Consider the following 21,417-nt stretch of genomic DNA (forward strand, 5'->3'; position numbering starts at 1 on the left):
AGTGGGCAACCATGTGATGCGGCGCGCAGTCGCATCCCTTTCTCGAGGAGCGGCCATGTCGAGTTTGTTGAGTGAACCTGTGTGGGAATCGAAGATCTTCGACGGTGAATGGATCCGCGGTAACGCCGAAGATCGGATTGTCGTCGAACCGGCCACGGGCAAGCAGTTGACGACGGTGGGCATGGCAACACCAGACGACGTGGCAGCCGCTGCAACAAAAGCTACTGCAGCTCAGAAGGATTGGGCAGCACGACCCTACACCGAACGCGCCGCCGTTCTGCGCCGCGCCGGTCAATTGTTCGAGCAGTACGCCGACGAAATCGGGGAATGGGTGATCCGGGAGGCCGGCAGCATCCCGGCCAAGGCCGGACTGGAAACCCATACCGCTGCCGAGGAGTGCTACAACGCCGCAGCCCTGGCCGCACACCCCGTGGGTGAAGTACTGCGCTCGGAGCAACCTCGACTGAGCTTCTCTCGTCGCGTACCCGTCGGAACCGTCGGCGTCATCGCACCTTTCAACTTTCCGATCATCCTGTCGATTCGTGCAGTCGCTCCCGCACTGGCACTGGGTAACTCGGTGATCCTCAAGCCTGACCCGCGCACGGCGATCTGTGGCGGTGTGGTTCTCGCTCGCATCTTCGAAGAGGCCGGCTTGCCTGCCGGCGTGTTCAGCATGCTGCCGGGCGGCGCTGACGCCGGTGAGGCAATCGTGGTTCATCCGAGCGTTCGCGTCATCGCATTCACCGGGTCGACCCGGGCGGGACGGGCTGTCGGCGAACTGGCGGGCCGCCACCTCAAACGAGCGCATCTCGAACTCGGCGGCAACAACGCGCTGATCGTCATGGACGACGTCGACCTCGAAAAAGCCGCATCTGTCGGCGCTTTCGGCTCATTCATGCATCAGGGGCAGATCTGCATGACCACCGGCCGTCAACTGGTCCACGAAAGTATCGCTGCCGACTACACCGCACTCCTTGCCGAACGCGCCGACAAGCTTCCGGTAGGCGACCCGTTCACCGGTCAGGTCGCACTCGGTCCCATCATCGACGCCAAACAACGCGACCACATCCACTCCCTGGTCACCGGAAGCATCGCGGCCGGAGCAAAACTGGCTGCCGGTGGCACCTACGAGGATCTCTTCTACCGGCCCACCGTTCTGGCTGACACCCCACTGACCGCCCCGGCCTTCGCCGACGAGGTCTTCGGGCCGGTCGCACCGGTGACCTCCTTTGCCACCGTCGAACAAGCCGTCGCCATCGCCATCGATTCCGAATACGGATTGTCGCTGGGCATTCTGACCTCCGACGCCATGCGCGGACTCGAACTCGCCCAACAGATCCCCACCGGCCTCGTGCACATCAACGATCAGACGGTCGGCGACGAAGCCGTCATCCCGTTCGGCGGCATGGCATCTTCGGGTAACGGTGGCCGCGTCGGCGGTATCGGCGCAAACCTCGACGCCTTCACCGAAACGCAGTGGGTGACGGCCCAGAGCACACTCCCGATCTACCCCTTCTAGTCCGTCAAACACCGAGCTAGACCGATAAATACCAGGCGCGACCCAGGGACTCACTGACCAGCATTGACGGGATCGATCTCGCGGACTTACCATCCAGAGAAAATTACTTCGCCACATTAAGCATTTTCTCTTGTAATTCCCGAGAAGGACCCACTTGACGAATTCAGTGACCACCGACAGTGCTGCGCAGCCAACGGTTTGCGACACCCCGGATGTAGCCGTCGTAACATCACCGCGCCGCGAGGCCGTCATCATCGGGGCCCTCAGCCTGGCCGCGATGATCGTCTCCATGATGCAGACGCTGCCCGTTCCGATCTTGGGACGCATTCAGTCCGATCTGGGCGCATCCGCGGCTGGAATCAGCTGGGTGACGACGGCGACGTTGCTCTCGGCCGCCGTCTTCACTCCCCTATTGGGCCGCTACGGCGATCAGCACGGCAAGAAGCGCACGCTGGTCGGCGTTCTGATCGTGATGGTCATCGGTTCGATCGTCGCCGCGTTGGCACACAATCTGCCACTTCTCATTCTCGGACGCGTCCTCCAGGGAACTGCCACCGCCATCTTCCCGCTGGCTCTGTCGGTCCTGCGCGAAGAGGTTCGCCCACACAAGCTTCCCGGCGCGATGGCATTGGTCAGCGGAACTCTCGCATTCGGCAGCGGACTCGCCCTCGTAGCCACCGGACTTCTCACATCGGCGCCGGATGCCGACTACCGCAGCGCCTTCTGGATGGCCACCGGGTTCGCGTTGCTTGCCCTCGTCGCCGTCATCACGCTGGTGCCGGCAACCAAACACAAGAGCGGTGGACGCGTCGACGTCATCGGTGCGCTGAGCCTGGGCGCTGCACTCCTTCTGCTCCTGTTGTCGATTTCGCAAGGCCACCAATGGGGTTGGTTCTCGCCCTTGACCATCGGTGTTTTCCTGGGGTCGATCGTGATGTTCGCAGTCTGGGTCTGGATCGAGAAGATCGTAGACGAACCACTGGTCGACATGCGGATGTTCGTCCACCGGCCCGTGATGATGGCGAACCTGGCGGGGGTCATGCTGGGCTTCGGAATGTTTGCCAACTTCCTGGGCATCTCCTATCTCGTCCAACTTCCCCACGCCCTCACGGGGTACGGATTCGACGCCAGCATTCTGCGTGCGTCGGTGGAATTCCTACTGCCGGGAGCGATTGCCTCGCTGATCGCAGCGCCGATCGGCGGGCGCCTCATCAGAGTGCGCGGGCCACGCTTCGTCCTGGGACTCACCGCGATCTGTGGTGCGGTGCCGTTCGCCTGGCTCGCATACGACCACACGCACACCGCATCGGTCATCGGGGCCGGCATCGTGATCGGCACCGCCGTCAGCCTGGGTTACGCGGCCATGCCCGCGATCATCATGTCGAGCGTTCCGCATCGCCAGAGTGGAATAGCCAACGGCATCAACTCGATCTCGCGTTCCACCGGCAGCGCCATGGGCAGTGCAGTGGTAACCACGATTCTCGCCTCGATGACCATCGCGAATCTGCCCGAGGGCGTCGCCGCTCTGCCCAGCGAATCCGCCTTCACCGTCACGTTCGTCACCGCCGCTGTGGCCTTCGCCCTCGTCGGTTTGGTCGGATGGCTGGGTCTGCGCCCGGCACGTTCCCCAGCCTCCTCGGAACAACCTCCCGCTGCGTGAGATCGGAAGTACCGCAGGGGGTTAAGCGCACCGTAGCCTGCGCAGATGCCAGGTGAGACGCTCTACGTGATCGACCGGATAGTCACGAATCCCGGATGCGGGCAGAAGTTTGTCGACGAATTTCGCGCCGGCTACCTGCCGAATGCCAGTCGCCGCAACCTGACTCTCGACAATATACTTGTCAGTCCGCCGCTGTGGGCCGAGGACGAGTCCAGCATCGTCACGATCACGTGGACCGTCGAAGGGACCGCCGGTTGGTGGGCGATGACTCGTTCGAGCCGCGGTGACGGCACTCTGAGGCAATGGTGGGACGCAATGGCTCCACTCATTGCGGAACGAAGCCGCACCATGGCTGCCACCGCCGATGACGTCGAGGGACTGGCCGATGTATAACGTCACGAGGGTGGTGTTTGCAGCCGACAGCACGGACTCGGCCAACTGGGTCGATGCGATGAACACCATTGCAGCAGTGGCCGAATCGTCGGGATCAGTTCGCCATCTCGTCACCGCCACACTGCCCGGCGTCATCAACGGCGGAGATCTGATCATGCATCTCCAGTTCGAGGACGAAGCGGCGTGGCAGGCCGCTCGCGGTGCCGTTGACGCCGGACTTCACCACGGCGCCATCGAGCACTTTCACGGCGCCGAGTACGTTTCGGGCACCGAGGGCCGCTCGGGCGCCACCGGCAAGAACGGGGTGTACCGAGCGCTGCTGATTCGCGTTGCACCCCATACCTCCGAGGACGCAATCGAACGCTTCGAAAGTGACTTGCTGAAGATGCCAGGGCATATCTCCTCGATCGCTGCCTGGCGGCTCAGTCGAGTGAGTGCGGCGACCTGCGCGACATCTGCATGTGACGAAGCACCGTGGACCCATGTGTGGGAGCAGGAGTTCACCGATCTCGTGTCACTGCAGACCCAATACCTCGACCATCCGATCCATTGGGGCGTCGTTGATCGATGGTTCGACCCCGAATGCACCGAAGTCATTGTGCGGGACAGAATCTGTCATACCTTCGGCGAATTGAGCGAAGAGCTCCTATCGAGTGACGGCTGACGCCTCGCGGATCATCGCCCAAACTTTCTGTCGTGCCGGTTCCGTGAGCGACAACGACGGAATAGTGAGGAACCCGTGAAATAACCCGTCGAAGCGATGATGCTGCACGGGGACGCCGGCGGTGGCAAGCAGTTTCGCGTATTCGTCGCCGGACGAGCACGGCGGATCCAGCTCGGCTGTCACGATGACGGCCGCTGGAAGATCGGTGAACGATTCTGCCCGAGTAGGTATCACCCGCACGTCATCTCGGCACTCGGGTGCATATTGGTCCCAGTACCACTTCATGGCCGTGGTCGTGTTGTAGTGGTCGGTGCCGTAGAGACGGTAGGACTCGGTGTCGAAATCGTCGTCGATCACGGGATAGATGAGAACTTGCGCCGCAACCTCCGGACCTCCACGATCGCGGGCGGCGATAGCAACTGTCGCAGCAAGATTGCCACCCGCGCTGTCGCCGGCAAGCACGATCCTGCTCGGGTCTGCGCCGTACTCTGCCGCGTGCTTCGCTGCCCACTCTACTGCGGCATAGACGTCGTCATGTGCTGCCGGGGCGGGATGTTCAGGGGCCAGACGATAATCGACGGAGACCACAACGGCGCCGACACCTTCCGCCATGGACCGGCAGAATTCGTCATGGCTGTCCAGGTCGCAGAACACGAAGCCTCCGCCGTGAGCGAAGACGACCAGCGGAATGGCGTCGGAGGAAGTGTGCGGGCGGTAGACGCGGATCGACAGATCTCCCCCGGGACCGTCGATTGCGAGATCTTCGACCGCACGCATATCGGGAAGCCGCTCCAGCGGGGCTCGTCGATTCCGAAGCAGAGCACGTAACTCCGACGGGTCGAAGCTGGTGACGTCCGGGAATGCTGCGTTGAGCGTGGCCAGCATTGTGACGACTTCCGCGTGAATTGTCATGGGCACTCCTGATCTCGGACGTCGGGCATTCGCCAAGGTAGATCGCCCACGGCCGAGTGAGAACACACCTTCCCGATCAGTGGTCTGTTTTGTAGCGAGAGTCGTGAGCAACGAGAAGGGAGACCACACCTCGTTGTGTGGTCTCCCTTTTCGATTCGGTTCAGCCGATCAGGTGTCAGCTCCTACTGCGAGCATCCACCTTGTCGTCGTCATCACGATCGCCGGCCGCGAGCTCGATGCCCGAAGCCTCTATCTCGGCTTCACTGCCTGCCTTCTCGAGCTCGACCGGAGTGTCACCGGGCGCAACCTCCTCGGCGTCAGGCGCTTCCGGTAGCGGTTTCTTGAGGCTCAGGATGATCGAGCCTGCCAACACCACGATGATCACCGCGAGGCTGACCAGTGAGGGAATCTCGGGGATCGACGTGCTGATCACCTTGTGGCTGGCCTGCATGATCAGCTTCACGCCGATGAAGGCGAGGATGATCGACAGACCCTTGGACAGGTAGTGGAACTTCTCGAGCAGACCCGAGAGCAGGAAGTACAGGGCACGCAGTCCCAAGATCGCAAACGCGTTGCTGGAGTACACGATGAACGGATCGTCACTCACTGCCAGCACTGCCGGGACGCTGTCGACTGCGAACACGAGGTCGGCGGCTTCGATGGCGACGACAACGGCGAACAGCGGTGTTGCGACGCGCTTTCCGGCTTCCTTGACGAAGAACTTGGTTCCGGCATATTCCTCACGGACCGGCATGATCTTGCGCAGCAGGCGAACTGCCAGCGAGGTTCCCGGATCGAAGCTCTCGTCGTCATCCTTGAGCAGCTTGTACGCGCTGTAGAGCAGGATGGCGGCGAAGACGAACAGCACGGCCGTGAACTTGCTGACCACGGCAACGCCGGCGGCGAGGAAAATTCCGCGGAAGATCAGGGCGCCGATGACACCGAAGAACAACACGCGGTGCTGATACTCACGGGGCACCTTGAAGTAACCGAAGATCAGGGCGAACACGAAGAGGTTGTCGACGGAGAGACTCTTCTCCAACAGCCAGGCCGTGGTGAATTCGACGCCCGAGTTCACCCCCAAGGTCAGGGTGACAACCACCGCGAACACGAGAGACAAACCGACCCAGAGTGCACTCCACCAGGCCGCTTCCTTGAAGCCGATGACGTGCGCGCCGCGGTGGGCGAGCAGGTCGATGAGCAACATGACGACGATGACTGCGGCGAACGCGGCCCACGCCCACATGGGAACGTTCATCGCTGACCACCTACCCGAATGGCACTGATGACTGCGGTCACGGGGAGCTCCTTCACTGAGTTCGGACGGCCGTCTCGCCGTCTCCTCCAGTGTTCCTTGCCGACTTCTATCCATCCCTGTCGAAATATCGACGACTTTTACACTTGAAGTTGCCGAGACCATGCAATTTGAGGGTGTTGCGTCCGAAACCGCTGTTGGAAGGCATCTTGTTCTAGCCTGGCAGGCATGAGCACCTCGTTGTACTACTCCGCCGTCCGCACCACACCGCTGACCGATGACGAGAAGGCCGAAGTCGACCGACTCATCGCCGTCCACAACGACGAATTTCCGTTCGACTACGAGGTCCTGGACCTCTACCCGTCGGATATTCCCAACACCTTGCTCAACGGTTCCACCAAGATCTCGAGCGATCCGACCGAGGTAATCCCTTCGCTCGTCTACTGGTTCAGCGCTCTGACCGAGCTGCGCAGAGCAGTGCCGGACGCCGACTGGGACGTTTCACTCGACGACACCCCCGCCGATTGGGATGACAACTCCGGCTACTCGCTCCCCGGTCTCGACGACCTGCAGTAGCGAATCACTCGGCCGGCAAGATGCTGACCCCGTAGCTCTCCAGAGCGATGAGAGCCAACTCCGTCGGCAGGCGTCGATCGTCGACGCTGCGACCTAGTAGCGTTTCGGCCTGATCGAGTCGGTACCGCACAGTGTTCTTGTGCAGGCCGAGCGCCGCGGCCGTAGCGGCCGCGGTGCAATTGTTCTCGTAGTAGACCCGGACGGTGTCACGAAGACGCGTCGCGACACCATCCCCGCCGGCCAGGCCCTTCAGTTCCCGAGCCACCAACGCACGCAGTTCCCCCAGATCTTCGGTAAGCAGACAGGGAACCTGAACGTCCTCGTAGACGGTGACGGGCGAAGAACCCGTCGACCGGACTGCGACGCGCTGCGCGGCGAGCGCCTCGCGATGACTGCGAGCGAATCCCTCCATTCCGTAACCGCTGGCCCCCACTGCGACACGAAGATCCGCATTCCGAGCATGATCGAGCGGCGCCCACTCCAGGTGGTCGAAATGCGCGACCCACGACCACACCTCGCGCGCACCCGAAGGTAGCGTCAGCACACGCTCGCCGTTCGACTCGTCCACCAAGGAACGCGCATACGAGTCCAATCGGGCCAATACGTCTGCAGCCGGGTCGGTGTCATCCGTCCAGAGAACAAACGCAGTGTGATGGCGCCGCATCGGGTAGTCGAGAATCTGCGAAACCTCTTCGGAGTGAAGAGCTTCGCCGGCCACAAGCGCGTGCACCGTCTCGGAGCGACGCGCAAAAGCGCCGCGCGCCAAATTCTCCCGCTCCTTCGCGTAAGTGGCCACCAACAATTCGGTGGTCACCTCCAGCCATCGCATCGCCGAACCCCACACCCGAACGAGAAGTGCGCGTTTGAGTTCCGGACCGATCGGCAGTGCCTCGATCGACTCGTCGACGAAGCCCAGCATCGCGAGGCGTCCGGCGCCGTAGATCTTGAGCAGGACTCGAAGATCCATTCCGCGCCTGGCAACGGTGAGCGCAAGCGCAACCGACTCCGCCGGCGGCGTGACCTCCTGGGAACCGCCCGCGATCGCGGCCACGATGACGCGGAGCTGCGCCGCGGTGCTTGCATCCACATCGCGTCGCAGCTCCCTGTCCGCTGCGACTTCCGGATTGGCCAGGGCAATGGCGTCGTCGATGCGTTGGACAAAACCGTCGATCACCTCCGGCTGGAGATAGATGGGTGCGAGATTTGCAATCCAGCCGTCCAACTCCGATGTGTCCATATCCGCCTCCCCGATTCGTGGCCCTAATTGTGACTTTGTCACAAACCTGGCGTTTGAGTTCGGCCACCAAGGCCTAGTAACCCGGTTTCGGCTGGTCCACAATCACATCTCACTGCAGATTCATCTCACTGCAACCCCATCCCCTATCTTTGGAGACGCTGGAGCAAATGAACAAGCCTTTCGACGGTCAGGTAGTGGTCATCACCGGCGGCGCCCGAGGCATCGGATACGCCACCGCGAAGCGGCTCATCAGCCTCGGTGCGACGGTCGCGATCGGCGACATCGACGAAGACACTTTGATGCAGGCGGCGCAGGATCTGGGCATCCGCACGTTCGGCCGCCTCGACGTCACCGATCCCGCATCGTTCTTCGACTTCCTCGACACCGTCGAAGGTGAACTCGGCCCGATCGACGTACTGGTCAACAATGCGGGCATCATGCCGGTCGGCCGGATCGTCGACGAGGACGACACCGTGACCAGGCGCATCATCGAGATCGACGTCCTCGGCGTGATTACGGGAACCAAGCTCGCATTGCGGCGGATGCTGCCGCGGGGGCGCGGACACGTCATCAATATCGCTTCGCTTGCCGGCGAACTCCCCTGCCCTGGTTTGTCGACCTACTGCGGCGCCAAGCATGCAGTCTTGGGATTCACCGATTCGGTCCGCAAGGAAGTTCGTGGCACCGGAGTGCACGTCTCGTCCGTATTGCCGACGCTCACCAACACCCAACTCACCTCAGGCACTTCGGGAATGAAGGGATTCCGCGAGGTTCAGCCGGAAGAGATCGCCGAAGCCATCGTCGGATTGATCACCAAACCTCGACCACGCGTGCGCATTACGCGAGCGTCCGGACTACTCGTCCAGGCACAAGGGTTCTTCCCCCGTCGACCGTACGAGGCATTGAGCCGCCTGTTCGGCGTCGAAACGCAGTTTCTCGGCGACGTCGACATCGCAGCGCGCGCTTCCTACGAGGAGCGTGCCCGCGCAAGCTGATCAGGTCAGCTCGGAAGCAGGCCAATCGAGCAGCTTCGCGCCCAGTACAGCGGCGTGCAGCGCGAAGCTGTCGTTGGGGTCGTTGACGTTCTGGCCGGTGAGTTCACGGATACGGTCCAACCGGTACGTCACCGCGCGGACAGACAGATGTAGGTCTCGGGCGGTCTTCGCCGTGTTGCCGCCGGCAGAGAAGTACGCAAGCAGTGTGTCGATCATCGGCCCAGCGCCGCCACGCGCCTCGAGCAGCGGTGTGAGAAGCGTCTGGATCAGGTCGGTGACCGCTGGTCTGTCGTTGACCAGGACTCGGTAGACCAGCAGATCGCGAGCGTCGATGATCGGCGCGTTCAACGACAGTCGCTGCGCCAGGTCGAGTGCGTCGAGTGCCTCCCGGTACGACGCCACCACGCCCGAAGCGGTGGCGCGCGGGCGCCCGACCGCGATCTGCCAAGTGCCGTCCAATACGCGTCGCTGCAACTGCACTCGCCCGTCGTTATCGGTTACGGGGCCTGGTCCTGGTCCGAGAGCCGACCGAATGCCGGCCAGCACGTGGTCGACGGCATCGCGGTCCGGCGCCGCGAAAACGACGACCAGTTTGCCGCTCTTGCTGGCAACCAGCGCGTCGGCGTCACCTTTGCTGCCCAGAACGGCACGTTCGACAGCCCGCACCAAAGGGTTGTCGTCGGTGAACTCGCGGGCAGCGTTCACTACCGCCACGGCATGCGGACCACTGAGGTGGAGACCGAATCCTGAAGCACGACCCAATAATCCGACGACGTCAGCGCCGCCGGTCAACAAGTCGTCGACGAACTCGCGGCGTGCCGATACCTGCGAACGAACCAGCGATCGCCTCGCCAACTGAAATCCTTCGGCCAATTCGGCCACGGCATCGTCGACGGCGCGCAGCATGACTTCGCCGGCGGCGACTACGGCAGTCGGATCCGATTGTGCCGCAACAACAGCGGGAAGCTCACGCCACAGGCGCCAAGCCGAGGAGAGATACAGATCGAGCAGGGCTCGCAGGGCCACACCCTGCTGCGCCGCTTCTTCACCGCGGGCGCGGAAACGGTGCAGCTGACGTCGCTGCAGCGGTTTCCCCTCGCATACGGCGACACTGAGCACTTCCAGGAAATCACCCAGCAGTTCGACGGGTAGGCCACCAGCGTCGTCCGCCCCCGCCGCGGCGACACGGCGTATGGCGTCGTCAGTTACCCCGGTTCGGCTCACCCTCGCATTCTCTCACTGTCAGCGGAATTGCCCGGCGTCAGGAAAGGCGCATCGAACCCGTGTCGATGTACCGCTGATGGAACGAGAATGCCTCGCCCAGGATGTGCGGCGTCTGCCCCGCGCCCGGCTGAGCGTCGGCGCGAGCGATGTAATCGCGGAGCAGTGGCCGGAACTCCGGGTGAGCACAGTTGTCGACGATCAGGCGCGCGCGTCGCCGCGGAGACAGACCGCGCAGATCGGCCAACCCCTGCTCGGTGACCAACACCTGAGTGTCGTGCTCGGTGTGGTCGACGTGCGGAACCATCGGAACGATCGCCGAGATCTCACCCCCGCAGGCCGTCGACGGGCTCAGGAACATGGACACGTAGCCGTTACGAGCGAAGTCTCCCGAGCCGCCGATTCCGTTCATGATCTTCGTCCCCATGACGTGCGTCGAGTTCACGTTGCCGTAGATGTCGGCCTCGAGCATGCCGTTCATGGCGATGATTCCGAGTCTGCGCACCACCTCTGGGTGGTTGCTGATTTCCTGCGGACGGAGCGTGATGTGGTTGCGGTAGAAGTCGATGTTCGCGGTCAGTTCTTCGATGCCCTCGTCGGTGAGCGCCAAAGCCGTCGACGACGCATGCGCGACGGTTCCGTCCTTGATCAGCTTGAGCATCCCGTCCTGGATGACCTCGGAGTAGCAGGTCAGGCCGCGGTACGGCCCCCGATCGAGACCGCCGAGCACCGCGTTGGCAACATTGCCGATGCCTGCCTGCAGCGGAAGCAAGGTATCCGCCGGCATCCGTCCGGCGCGCACCTCGAAGTCGAAGAATTCCAGGACGTGGCCGGCGATCGCCTCACTGACGGCGTCGGGTGCAGTGAGAGGGCTCGCGCTGTCTCGGCAGTCGGTCTCGACAACGGCCACAACCTTCGCGGGATCCACTCGGAATGTCGTCTGGCCGATCCGGTCTTCGACGCGGGTGATCTCGAGAGGCTTGCGATGCGGCGGCAACGCGGTGCCGTAGTAGACGTCGTGGATGCCTTCCATCGCCTCGGGCACCCAGGAGTTGACTTCGAGAATGACCTTGTCTGCGACGTCGAGCCACGTCTTGTTGTTGCCGATCGACGCGGAGGGAATCAGTTCACCTGATTCGGTGATACCGGCGACTTCGACGACCGCGACGTCGACGTTGCCGTAGTAGCCCTCCCACACCTGCTGAGCAACGTGGGAGAGATGGATGTCGACGTAGTCCATGCGACCGTCGTTGATGCGGCGACGCGCGGTGGCCTCGGACTGATACGGCATACGCAGCGCGATTCCGTCGACCTCGGCGAGCAGCCTTTCGGTCTCGGTGGACACCGAAGCACCGGTCAGGAGATTGATCGTGAAGTTCGATCCGTTGCCACGGGTGTGGTGAATGCGCTCGGCCAGTGCCGGAATGATCACCTTGGGAGTACCGGCGCTTGCGAAACCGCTGATCGCGACCGTGTCGCCGGGGTGAATGAACTTCACAGCGTCGGACGCGGCCATCACCTTCGACGCAAAGGCTGTGGCGCGGATGCGGCTGGAGGTGGCTTTGTGTCCGGTCTCACCGAAAGATGAACTCACGCCACCAGGATAAACAGGGCACATCGGAGCGATTTACGGGGATAACCCAGACAGAATCGCTCCGACGTGCTATGCGCTCGGGTCAGCTGACGACGCCGTAGGCGCCCTCGCCGACCAGGCTTGCAATTCGATATTTCTGAATCTTGCCCGAGCCGGTCAGAGGAAATGCTTCTGCACTGAACCACTCCTTGGGTGCTTTGTGGCGTGCCAGTCGCTCGGTGCAGAACTCGACCAGTTCGGCTGCGGTCGGCTGGTCGGACTCGTCTTTCCACCTGATGACGGCAACCACCCGCTCGCCCCATACCTCGTCAGGCACACCCACGACCGCCACATCGAGGATCTTCGGATGTGTGAAGATCACGGACTCGACCTCTCGCGGATAGATGTTCTCCCCGCCGCGGATGATCATGTCCTTGAGCCGGCCGGTCACCCGGACGTATCCACGCTGATCCATCGTCCCCAAGTCGCCGGTATGTAACCAACCGTCCTTGTCCACGGTGGCGGCCGAAGCCTCCGGGTTGCGGAAGTATTCGGTCATGACGAGGTACCCGCGCGCGCAGATCTCACCTTGTTCGCCGAGTGGCACGCTGTCCCCGGTCACCACGTCGGAAATCTTCACCTCGACCTGCGGCAACGCGAGACCGACCGTCTCCGATTTGTCTTCGGGGGTGTCGGCGGGGCTGGTCTGCGTGATCACGGGGCTCGCCTCGGTTTGTCCGTAGACGATGCTGAACCCAGCACCGAAGGCCGACTCCACCGTGCTCACGAGTTCGGGCGGGACCGACGACCCACCCGACACGACCACCGAACAGGTCGAGAAATCGCGGCTCGCGAAGCTGGCGTCGTTGATCATCGCGATCAGCATCGTCGGAACTCCACTGACCACATCCGCGCGAAAGCGTTCCGCCGCTTCGAGAACCGCAGTCGGGTCGAAATACTGGATCAGACCGATGGACATTCTTCGCTGTGCGGCGCCGAGGACCAGGATGCCGCACCCAGCGGTGTGGAAGAGCGGCATCGCCGACACCACCGACCCCCTTTCGGGGAATTGACCTCTCCGACTGACGAAATCGGCATTGTTGACCAGTCCTCGGTGATGCAGCAGCGCACCTTTGGGAACTCCGGTGGTTCCCGACGTGTACTGGATCTGCGCATTGTCGTCAGGAGAGACTTCGGGCAGTGCGCCCCGTTCGCCCGCCCAACCTCGAACCTGACGATCCCAATCCTCGAAGTTCACTGCCAGAACTTCTGCTCCCGCAATCGAAATCGCCTCGGATGCCACCGCCGCCATGTCACCGCCGCAAAACTTTCCGGTGTGGAACAACCCGCGGGACTGGGACTGCGACAAGACGTACGCCAACTCCTCGGCGCCCAACGCCGGATTGGCAGTCACCAGAACCATTCCGGCGAGCGCGGCGCCGTACTGCAGAATCATCCACTCCGGAATGTTCGGAGCCCAGACCGTTATCCGGTCGCCGCGGTCGAACTGCGACAAGAGGTAGTGCGCGCACCCCTCCGCTTCACCCAGGAGTTCCGCAAAGGTCCAGGTGCGATCCGTCTCGGAGGCACCGGACAACGAATGCGATTGCGTCGGAACCACTTCTCGGATTGCAATCAGGTTCGGCGAGTCCGCGGCGCACTCTCGGAGCAGCCCGCCGACCGTTTGTTCCACTATCGGGTCCGACACGTCGGCGGGGAAGTACGACGTTTCGAGAACACTGCTCATCTCACATCCACTTTCTATCGAGGAGGGGTGTCGGATTCGGGGAGCGGCCCGCCTCCGTCTGGAATCTTGCGGCCGGAATCGCGGTACTGCACCGCGGCATGGAAGCCGTCGCGTTCGGCAAAATCCTTGAACCAGCGCCCTTCCGGAGAGTGACGCGTAATTCCGTCGAACAGGGTTGCCAGCACCTGGGTGCCCTGCAACCCCATGTTGTCGTACGCCTGATTGATCATCATCTTTTGCATTGCCAATTGATTGAGCGGGACACCGGCGATGCGATCCGCCAAGGCCTCCACCGCAGCGTCCAGTTCGTCGGCGGGCACCGATTCGAGTGCCAATCCCCAATCGGCGGCGGTGACACCGTCAATAGTGTCTCCCGTCAACAACATTCGCTTGGCACGTTGGGCCCCGAGGCGGTACACCCACATAGCGGTGGTCGGGCAACCCCAGACGCGAGCAGGCGGGTATCCGATGCGGGCGTCGTCAGCCATGATCAGCATGTCGCAGGACAGTGCAATGTCGCTTCCACCTGCGACCGCATGACCCTGAACTTTGCAGATGGTCGGCTTGAGCGATCGCCAGAGGGTGAAGAAGTCGTCGGTGTTCTGCTTCATACCCCGAAAGTCCTTGATGGGGTCCCACACCGGGCCTTGATTCCACTTTCCGTCGAGATCTCCTTCGGCGAACTTCTTGAGGTCGTACCCGGCGCAAAACGCCCTGCCTGCGCCTTGCAAGATGATCACGCGAACGTCGTCGTCGTCGTTGGCCGCCGCAACTGCATTTCGGATGTCCGACGGCATCCGATCATCGATTGCGTTGAGCCGATCGGGGCGGTTGAGGGTGATGTACGCCTTACCACCAGAGGTCTCGTATTTCAGGGTCGCAAAATCTGTCATCATCGGTCCTGTCGATCGAGCACACCTCGAACGAAACGAGTTGCGCTAGTTCTGAGTGAGCAGCAGGCGAACGACGCCCGCCCATTGACTGATCGAACGACGCGCGGAGGCATCGCTCTTGTGCACAGCCCGGGACAACGCCAAACCACGGAGCATCAGCACGGTTAAATCTGCAATTTGCGAATAGTTCTCGGAAGCAACAATTTCAGGCCCGAATGCGTCGTGGACAACTCGCTGCAAATCCCGCCCAGCGATGCGCTCCGACTCGCGGAGAACGCCCGCCAAAACCGGATCCGTCCGAGCCGCCGACCACAGTTCGAGTTCCGCTTGGAACGGCGGCTGAGTCAACGCCGAATACAGAGCGGAGATCGAGTTCTCGATCGTATCCACCGACGGGTCCTGTCGAGACATCGCCGACCTCACCGCCGCCTCGTTCCGCACGACGATGTTCGATACCAACGCCGCAGTGAGTTCCTGCATATTCGGAAAGTGGTGCAGGAGAGCGCCACGACTGACTCCGGCAGCCGTTTGAACCGACTGCGTCGTCAACGACGAATACCCGTCCGCTATCAGTAAATCCGTTGCCGCATCGAGAATCCGGTGGCGCGTCGCTTCGCGCTGCGCGTCACGCAGAGTCACGGTCACACCTCCAGCTTTTCAAGTGGCATGGCTCACAGTTTCACAGTCCATTTAGACTGTCAATAGGTCTCGGCTCCGCGCGTACGCTCGGGGAACCCGACCCGCATACAGGATGGAGCTTCGCGTGGAGACCACTCCGCCGACCGTCGCACTGACGCTCGATCAACTTGCCTCACGCGCTGATTCCCTGATCACTGACAACCGCCGGCACATCCTCGGCATCACGGGGGCGCCGGGAGCCGGAAAATCGACGGCATCACAGGCTATTGCCCGGAAACTGGGTTCTCGTTGCGCCATCGTCGAGATGGACGGTTTTCATCTGGCCAATCGGGAACTCGACAAGCTGGGCAGGCGTGATCGCAAAGGCGCTCCGGACACGTTCGACGCCGGCGGATACGCGGCTCTACTACGCCGACTCCAAGTCTCGGAATCCACCGTTTACACACCCGTCTTCGATCGCGAGATCGACCAATCAATCGGCAGCGCAACCGCCGTCGAACCACATACACCGTTAATCGTCACCGAAGGGAACTACCTCCTTCTACCGACCGGTGAGTGGCCTGAAGTGCGTTCGGCACTCGACGAGGTCTGGTATCTCGACGTTCCGGAGGCAACACGCACGGAACGATTGGTGAAACGCCACAGCCGCTTCGGAAAGAGTCCCGAAGCGGCTGCCGAGTGGGTGAAACAGGTCGATCAACCGAACGCCGACATGATCGCGGCCGGAAGATCACGTGCCGATTTGATCGTGGAGATCCTCGGCTGACTGCCGAAATTCGGCAGCTTCCCGCCATCCAACTGAACTCCGAAGACTCGGTAGTTTGGTTTCAAAAACCCTGGTCAAGTCGACTCTGCATCTTCATGCATACGTACGTATTGATATTTCTCTCTGCCATCACCTGCGGGGCAAGAAACTCTACCGCTGATCGCGCCGTCAGTTGGTCTCCGCAGTGAAGCTCGACAGTTGCACAGCAAACAGATTCAGTACGTTGCGGTTACTCGTTCAGTGAAAACATCGATGCGCGCAACGACGATCGCTTACCTCGCGTGGTGCCACACCCCCGGCGTGTTGCCCCGAGCCACCGACGACCTGGCGTCGTTCGAGGGCGTCAATTCCGGCCGCTGCACGAGCGGCGCTCGATCTCGGTCTGTCAATTCCCGGAAGCATCTTGGTCGCCCAGGACAGTGACGAGCCCGCTCTACTGATCTCCGATCCCCCGATCACCGCCGTCAACTTTTTCCGGAAGAACAGGCAGCGTCGGCGGTGGGTGCACTCGGCACCGATAGACTGATTTCCTGACAATCGTCCGTCGCAGACCGAGAGGAATCAAGCCATCGCGCACCGCTCCCGCGACCGCTTGGCCAGGTACCTCGCCGTAGCGCTCGTCTGCATCTTCACGCTCGTGATCTCGGTCGCCAGCGCCTCCGGTCTCGACCGCGATGTCCCTCCGGTACGCATCGCTTACGCCGCTGCCGCAGATACTTTCGGCGATCTGTATCTTCCGGCCGGATCGGACGGCGACCTGCCTGTCGTCGTATTGATCCACGGCGGCGGCTGGGCGCAGAAGAGCAATCTCGAGTACGCGGGTGCGTGGGCAAAAACGCTGACCCCCTACGGAATTGCGGTCTGGAACATCGAATACAGACGCATAGGCGGGCAGGGTGGTTGGCCTACGACACTCTCCGATACCGTTGCGGCGACCAATGCGCTTGCCGGCATCGTTCAGGAAAAGGCCTCCGGGCGACTGGATTTGAGCCGCGTGCACATCGCCGGATACTCCGCGGGCGGACAACTGGCGGCGTGGGTCGCGTCGCGACCACAACAGGACACAGATGCTCCCGCGCCTGAACTCACCGTGCCGATTCGTTCGGCGACGATCATGGCCGGCGTCTTCGACATGACACTCGCCTCAACCGTGGGCAAAGATCGATTTGTTCGAAATCTTCTGGGCGGCATGCCCGTCGATCACCCTGACCGTTACCGCATCGCATCACCGATCGACCACCTCCCCATCCGCCTCCCCGTCACGGCGATCCACGGACTCGGCGACAAGGTCGTGTCGATCGAACAAAGCCGGCGCTATGCCCGTGCCGCACGAGCAGCAGGCGACGTGGCCGACCTGATCGAACTGCCCGGCGTCGGCCACGGCGACTTCGGAAACCCGACGAGCACCGCCTGGGCTACCACCAAGCAAGCAATAATCGATCACGTAAACACTTCTTGAGCAGGTAAAACCGCCTACTGTGAGCACGATCGCCTGCAAAAGGATTAGCTGAAACCGACTCCATGACGTACGGTGGGGTTATCAGAGGGCAGCCGTCAGTCAGGCAGCCGGTCGCTTCGCCCGGAACGACAGTTCCAATATTCGTTCCAGGGGCAGACTTCCAGTTCGGTGCAAATCCGCGCCTTTGATCACTACGCACTTTCATCAGTCCCGCAGATTGTTGACCAGGCCGAAGGCTCCGACGGAGTCCGCCGCCAATCGCGTACCGACTGCACCAGTATCAACATGCGCTACACACCGCTCAGGTCCAAAACCTGCGTGGTTCAAAGGAATACCTTGATCAACACCATGATTCACCCCGACAACACGACAAACGGTCTACGGATCCCGACAACTTCGGGCCGGACCCGCCAGCGTGCACTCGAAATCGTCTGCACCCTCTACCGTTGCAGCACCGACGAAGCTGCCGACCTGCTGGTCCGACATTCTCAGACCAACAACCTCAAGGTCACCAGCCTGATCAAGGCGCTTGTCGCCCTGATCGACGAAGACACGTCCGGCACCGGCTACGGAAGCAATAACGCACTGGCGTCTCACTTCTGGCTGCGTGAAATCAGAAATCTCAGCCAGGCACACCGACGCAGCGATCACTTTCATCGCCATCTCGTCAGCGCGTAACCGGCACTGAGCGCCAACTGACCTGAAACGACAGCTGGGGCAGTACACGGAAATCGTGTACTGCCCCAGCTTCGTGTTTTCAGTTGTCAGGCGGAAGCCGATTCTCGGTAGTCAGGCGGAAGCCGACTCTCGGTAGTCAGGCGGAAGCCGACTCTCGGTAGTCAGGCGGAAGCCGATTCCTTGTTGAGGTCTTTCCGGACATCGTCGATATCGGTCGCCTCATCCACATGCTGTGGAGCGAAGAGCAGGCAGACGATGCTCAAGATGCACATGCCGATCAGCAGGGCGATGACCGGCCAGATGCTGCCGGTTGCCTTGTACATCAGCGTCGACACCAGCGGTGACAAGCCGCCGAAGATAGCGCCTGCACCCTGGTACGCCAACGAGATGCTCGTGTAGCGTGCCTGCGGCTTGAACATTTGCGACAGAACAGCGGCAATCGGGCCGTACGTGGCAGCCAGCACCAGTCGCATGACAGCGAAGGTCAGGAAGATCAGGAACACGGACCCGGACTTCAGCACCAGGAACTGCGGCGCTGCGAGTATTGCGACCGCGGCAAGACCCCAGATAACTACGCGAACGCGTCCCACCTTGTCACCGAGCCACGCCACTCCGAGAGTCGCGATCAACTCGACCACTGCCGCGACGCTGAGCGCGTTGAGAATCAACGTCTCCGACAAGCCGACGTCGGGGTCGGTTGCATATGCGGTGATGAAGGTCGTCACGAGGTAGTAGCCGCCGACTGCGACGGGCAGAATGCCGATGCCCAGGATGATCGGACGCCAGTTGGTCACCAGCGCGTACTTGAGCGGCAGCATCTCCGGAACGTCCGCGGACTTCACCTCGGACTCGAAAACCGGGGACTCTTCGACCTTCAGGCGAACGACCAAGCCGACCAGAATCAGCAGCGCAGAGCAGAGGAACGGCAGACGCCACGCCCACTCCCGCAGAGCGTCGTCGCCGAAGGTGGAGAGAATGCTGAAGAAACCGGTAGCCAGAAGCGCGCCGGCCGGGTTGCCCAGCTGGGCGAATCCGCCGTAGAAAGTCTTCTTGTCCTCGGGCGCGTGCTCGACGGCCATCAAAACGGCACCGCCCCATTCGCCGCCGACGGCAAAGCCCTGGACGAAGCGGAGCAGTACCAGCAGCAACGGCGCCCAGAACCCGATCGACGCGTAAGTGGGCAACATGCCGATGAGGAACGTGCCTGCACCCATCAGCGTCAAAGTCACAACCAATGCTGTGCGTCGGCCCATCTTGTCACCGACATGGCCGAACACGATTCCGCCGAGCGGACGAGCGAAGAAACCGACGGCGTACGTCGCGAACGCCGCCGCAACGCCGGTCAGGCGGTCGGTTCCGGGTGGGAAGAAGATGTCACCGAACACCAGGGCGGCTGCCGTGGCATACACGTAGAAGTCGTACCACTCGATAGTCGTACCGACGAAGGCTGCAAATCCCGCCTTGCGGGCCTTCACGATCTGTTGCTCTCGGTTCATTACTTTTCCTCGGTGGTCGAAGTGCTCGACAATAGGTGGTTATGACCTGAATGTGCGAGTTCGCCGTCGATCCAGGTCTCCCGGACATCGATCTGCGCAATCGCGTCGGCCGGAACCTCGAGGGGATCCGCACCCAGAATCACGAAGTCGGCCCGCTTGCCGACCGAGATGCTGCCAAGTTCCGCTTCTCGGCCCAGCGCACGCGCACCGTTGAGCGTGTGAGCCTGCAGTGCCTGGTCGGCGGTGATGCGGAGTGCATCGGAGCCGAGCTGATGGCCCTGACGCGTCACACGGGTGACAGCAGCCTGAATCGCTTCGAGCGGCTTGGGCTCGGCCACCGGGGCGTCGGAGCTGATGGTCACGGGAACCTCGGCAGCGATGAACTCGCCGAGCGGGTTGAACCGCTCACCGGGAGTCCCGATCGCAGCGGTGACGCCCTCACCCCAGTTGTAGTAGTGCTGCGGCTGGTTCACCGGGTAGACGCCGGCCAGGTTCATCCGGGCGATCTGCTCGGCCGTCGGGAGTCCGCAGTGCTCGATGCGGTGACGCGCGTCGGCGTCGGGGTGAGCCTTCTGCGCAGCTTCGATGGCGTCGAGCACCATGTCGATGGCGGTCGGTGACTGAGCGTGCGTAGCGGTCTGCAGACCCACCGAGTGTGCCTTGGCAATCAGCTCCGAGTAGTCCGCCGGCTCGTGGTAGAGCTGCCCGGTACGGCACGGGTCGCCCACGTAACCGTCGGGGAAGTATGCGGTCCAGCCACCGAGAGTGCCGTCGGCGTAGAACTTGATGCCGCCGAATGCGAGACGCGAATTGCCGAAGGCGCCATGCATTCCCGTGTCGATGACGTGATCGAGAAGGTGGCTGAGCATGTACATGCTGACGCGGGTCTTGAGCTGATCCTGTTCGGCCAGACGCAGGTACATGTCGAATTCACGCCGAGTCACCTGGCAGTCACCGATGGTGGTGACGCCACCGGCCAGGAACTTGTCCTGAGCGACCGACAGCTGACGAAGGTGCTCTTCGGGCTCGTCCTCGAGATGGAAGTTGGGTCCGTGATGACCGACCTTCACCCCGTTGACGCCGGTGAGGATGTTGCACGCGGCGTCGGACAGCTCGCCCGTCAGCTCGCCGTCTTCATCTCGGAAGAACTCTCCACCGGCCGGGTTCTCGGTGCTCGCATCGATGCCGTGTTTGTCGAAAGTGAAGGAGTTGACGACGCCGCCGTGCCCGCTCGCGTTCATGAGGTAGACCTCGCGATCGGTGGCCACCTGATCGAGCTCTTCCTTGAGCGGATGACGCCCTTCGATCAGGTTGCGGTGCTCGTAGCCGTATCCGCGAATCGGGACACCCGCAGGCGCTGTGAGTGCCGCTTCCTGAAGCAGCGCAATGATTCCGGGGATCGAGTGAGCCTTCTCCGGACCGCAGTCCACCCAGCTGAGCATCTGCCCGTACATCAGCGGGTGTGCGTGCGGATCGACGAATCCGGGGACGACGGTGGCACCCTCGAGTTCGACCACCGCGATCGTGCGAGTGCTCAGGCGACGCGCCTCGGTGCGGCATTCCTCGAGTGTTCCCACCGCTGCAAAGCGGTTTCCGTACACCAGGAATGCTTCGGCTCCCGCCGTGTTGTCGTCAACGGTGTGAATCTTGGCGCCGGTGAAGATCGTGGCGGTGGCGTCGAGCGGCGAGGCTTCGTGCGTGTGCAACTTGCGCATGGTGGTCCTTAGTCGAGAT

19 protein-coding genes are annotated in these 21,417 nt (G+C 62.1%); 9 read left to right on the top strand and 10 right to left on the bottom strand.

What is annotated here, in order from left to right:
- Nucleotides 1-55 precede the first annotated feature (55 nt).
- From ACSW29_RS20325 to ACSW29_RS20340, 4 genes are all read left to right on the top strand, one after another.
- On the top strand, nucleotides 56-1,519 hold the full coding sequence (locus ACSW29_RS20325) for a benzaldehyde dehydrogenase (protein WP_448278130.1): 1,464 nt from the start codon (nucleotides 56-58) through the stop codon (nucleotides 1,517-1,519).
- Between the two features lie 154 nt (nucleotides 1,520-1,673).
- A complete protein-coding gene (locus ACSW29_RS20330) occupies nucleotides 1,674-3,179 on the top strand; it encodes an MFS transporter (protein WP_448278131.1) in 1,506 nt (501 codons plus the stop codon).
- Between the two features lie 45 nt (nucleotides 3,180-3,224).
- Entirely contained in the window at nucleotides 3,225-3,572 is a 348-nt protein-coding gene (locus ACSW29_RS20335; protein WP_317826084.1) for a hypothetical protein, read from the top strand.
- 10 nt (nucleotides 3,573-3,582) lie between these two features.
- The gene (locus tag ACSW29_RS20340; protein ID WP_448278132.1) at nucleotides 3,583-4,236 is read left to right on the top strand and encodes a Dabb family protein; all 654 of its coding nucleotides are present in this window, start codon (nucleotides 3,583-3,585) and stop codon (nucleotides 4,234-4,236) included.
- On the opposite strand, the gene ACSW29_RS20345 is transcribed toward ACSW29_RS20340, so the two are convergent.
- On the bottom strand, nucleotides 4,219-5,148 hold the full coding sequence (locus ACSW29_RS20345; protein ID WP_317826086.1) for an alpha/beta hydrolase: 930 nt from the start codon (nucleotides 5,146-5,148) through the stop codon (nucleotides 4,219-4,221). The two genes, ACSW29_RS20340 and ACSW29_RS20345, sit on opposite strands and share 18 nt — an antisense overlap.
- 175 nt (nucleotides 5,149-5,323) lie before the next feature.
- Nucleotides 5,324-6,406, bottom strand: a complete 1,083-nt coding sequence (locus ACSW29_RS20350) for a TerC family protein (protein ID WP_448278133.1) — start codon at nucleotides 6,404-6,406, stop codon at nucleotides 5,324-5,326.
- Nucleotides 6,407-6,631: 225 nt separating this feature from the next.
- On the opposite strand from ACSW29_RS20350, the gene ACSW29_RS20355 reads away from it, so the two are divergent.
- Nucleotides 6,632-6,979 (top strand): hypothetical protein, encoded by a 348-nt coding sequence (locus tag ACSW29_RS20355; RefSeq protein WP_317826087.1) that lies wholly within the window; start codon nucleotides 6,632-6,634, stop codon nucleotides 6,977-6,979.
- 4 nt (nucleotides 6,980-6,983) lie between these two features.
- Here the strand turns inward: ACSW29_RS20355 and ACSW29_RS20360 are convergent, their stop codons facing one another.
- Nucleotides 6,984-8,216, bottom strand: coding sequence for a PucR family transcriptional regulator (locus ACSW29_RS20360; RefSeq protein WP_448278134.1), 1,233 nt, complete (start codon nucleotides 8,214-8,216; stop codon nucleotides 6,984-6,986).
- 167 nt (nucleotides 8,217-8,383) lie between these two features.
- On the opposite strand from ACSW29_RS20360, the gene ACSW29_RS20365 reads away from it, so the two are divergent.
- A complete protein-coding gene (locus tag ACSW29_RS20365) occupies nucleotides 8,384-9,211 on the top strand; it encodes an SDR family oxidoreductase (RefSeq protein ID WP_230816007.1) in 828 nt (275 codons plus the stop codon).
- On the opposite strand, the gene ACSW29_RS20370 is transcribed toward ACSW29_RS20365, so the two are convergent.
- The 5 genes from ACSW29_RS20370 to ACSW29_RS20390 all read right to left on the bottom strand — a co-directional run bounded on the left by ACSW29_RS20370 (nucleotide 9,212) and on the right by ACSW29_RS20390 (nucleotide 15,284).
- Nucleotides 9,212-10,435, bottom strand: a complete 1,224-nt coding sequence (locus ACSW29_RS20370) for a PucR family transcriptional regulator (protein WP_317826089.1) — start codon at nucleotides 10,433-10,435, stop codon at nucleotides 9,212-9,214.
- A 37-nt stretch (nucleotides 10,436-10,472) separates the two neighbouring features.
- Nucleotides 10,473-12,026 carry an acetyl-CoA hydrolase/transferase family protein gene (locus ACSW29_RS20375; RefSeq protein ID WP_448278135.1) on the bottom strand — a complete coding sequence of 518 codons (1,554 nt, stop codon included), beginning with the start codon at nucleotides 12,024-12,026 and terminating at the stop codon, nucleotides 10,473-10,475.
- 82 nt (nucleotides 12,027-12,108) lie between these two features.
- On the bottom strand, nucleotides 12,109-13,752 hold the full coding sequence (locus tag ACSW29_RS20380) for an AMP-binding protein (RefSeq protein ID WP_448278136.1): 1,644 nt from the start codon (nucleotides 13,750-13,752) through the stop codon (nucleotides 12,109-12,111).
- Between the two features lie 14 nt (nucleotides 13,753-13,766).
- A complete protein-coding gene (locus tag ACSW29_RS20385; RefSeq protein ID WP_317826092.1) occupies nucleotides 13,767-14,645 on the bottom strand; it encodes a crotonase/enoyl-CoA hydratase family protein in 879 nt (292 codons plus the stop codon).
- Nucleotides 14,646-14,690: 45 nt separating this feature from the next.
- Nucleotides 14,691-15,284 carry a TetR/AcrR family transcriptional regulator gene (locus ACSW29_RS20390; RefSeq protein WP_317826093.1) on the bottom strand — a complete coding sequence of 198 codons (594 nt, stop codon included), beginning with the start codon at nucleotides 15,282-15,284 and terminating at the stop codon, nucleotides 14,691-14,693.
- A 124-nt stretch (nucleotides 15,285-15,408) separates the two neighbouring features.
- Here ACSW29_RS20390 and ACSW29_RS20395 point away from each other — a divergent pair, with 124 nt between their 5' ends.
- From ACSW29_RS20395 to ACSW29_RS20405, 3 genes are all read left to right on the top strand, one after another.
- Nucleotides 15,409-16,050: a nucleoside/nucleotide kinase family protein gene (locus ACSW29_RS20395; protein ID WP_317826094.1), complete on the top strand. Its 642-nt coding sequence runs from the start codon at nucleotides 15,409-15,411 to the stop codon at nucleotides 16,048-16,050.
- 592 nt (nucleotides 16,051-16,642) lie between these two features.
- Complete coding sequence (locus ACSW29_RS20400) at nucleotides 16,643-17,509, top strand: alpha/beta hydrolase family protein (protein ID WP_448278137.1); 867 nt, start codon at nucleotides 16,643-16,645, stop codon at nucleotides 17,507-17,509.
- 336 nt (nucleotides 17,510-17,845) lie between these two features.
- The gene (locus ACSW29_RS20405; protein WP_230816000.1) at nucleotides 17,846-18,187 is read left to right on the top strand and encodes an antar domain protein; all 342 of its coding nucleotides are present in this window, start codon (nucleotides 17,846-17,848) and stop codon (nucleotides 18,185-18,187) included.
- Nucleotides 18,188-18,348: 161 nt separating this feature from the next.
- On the opposite strand, the gene ACSW29_RS20410 is transcribed toward ACSW29_RS20405, so the two are convergent.
- Nucleotides 18,349-19,683: an MFS transporter gene (locus tag ACSW29_RS20410; RefSeq protein WP_317826096.1), complete on the bottom strand. Its 1,335-nt coding sequence runs from the start codon at nucleotides 19,681-19,683 to the stop codon at nucleotides 18,349-18,351.
- Nucleotides 19,683-21,398, bottom strand: coding sequence for an amidohydrolase (locus ACSW29_RS20415; RefSeq protein ID WP_448278138.1), 1,716 nt, complete (start codon nucleotides 21,396-21,398; stop codon nucleotides 19,683-19,685). The genes ACSW29_RS20410 and ACSW29_RS20415 overlap by 1 nt, the downstream gene beginning before the upstream one ends.
- Between the last annotated feature and the right edge of the window lie 19 nt (nucleotides 21,399-21,417).

This window comes from Rhodococcus sp. GB-02 (assembly GCF_053470465.1).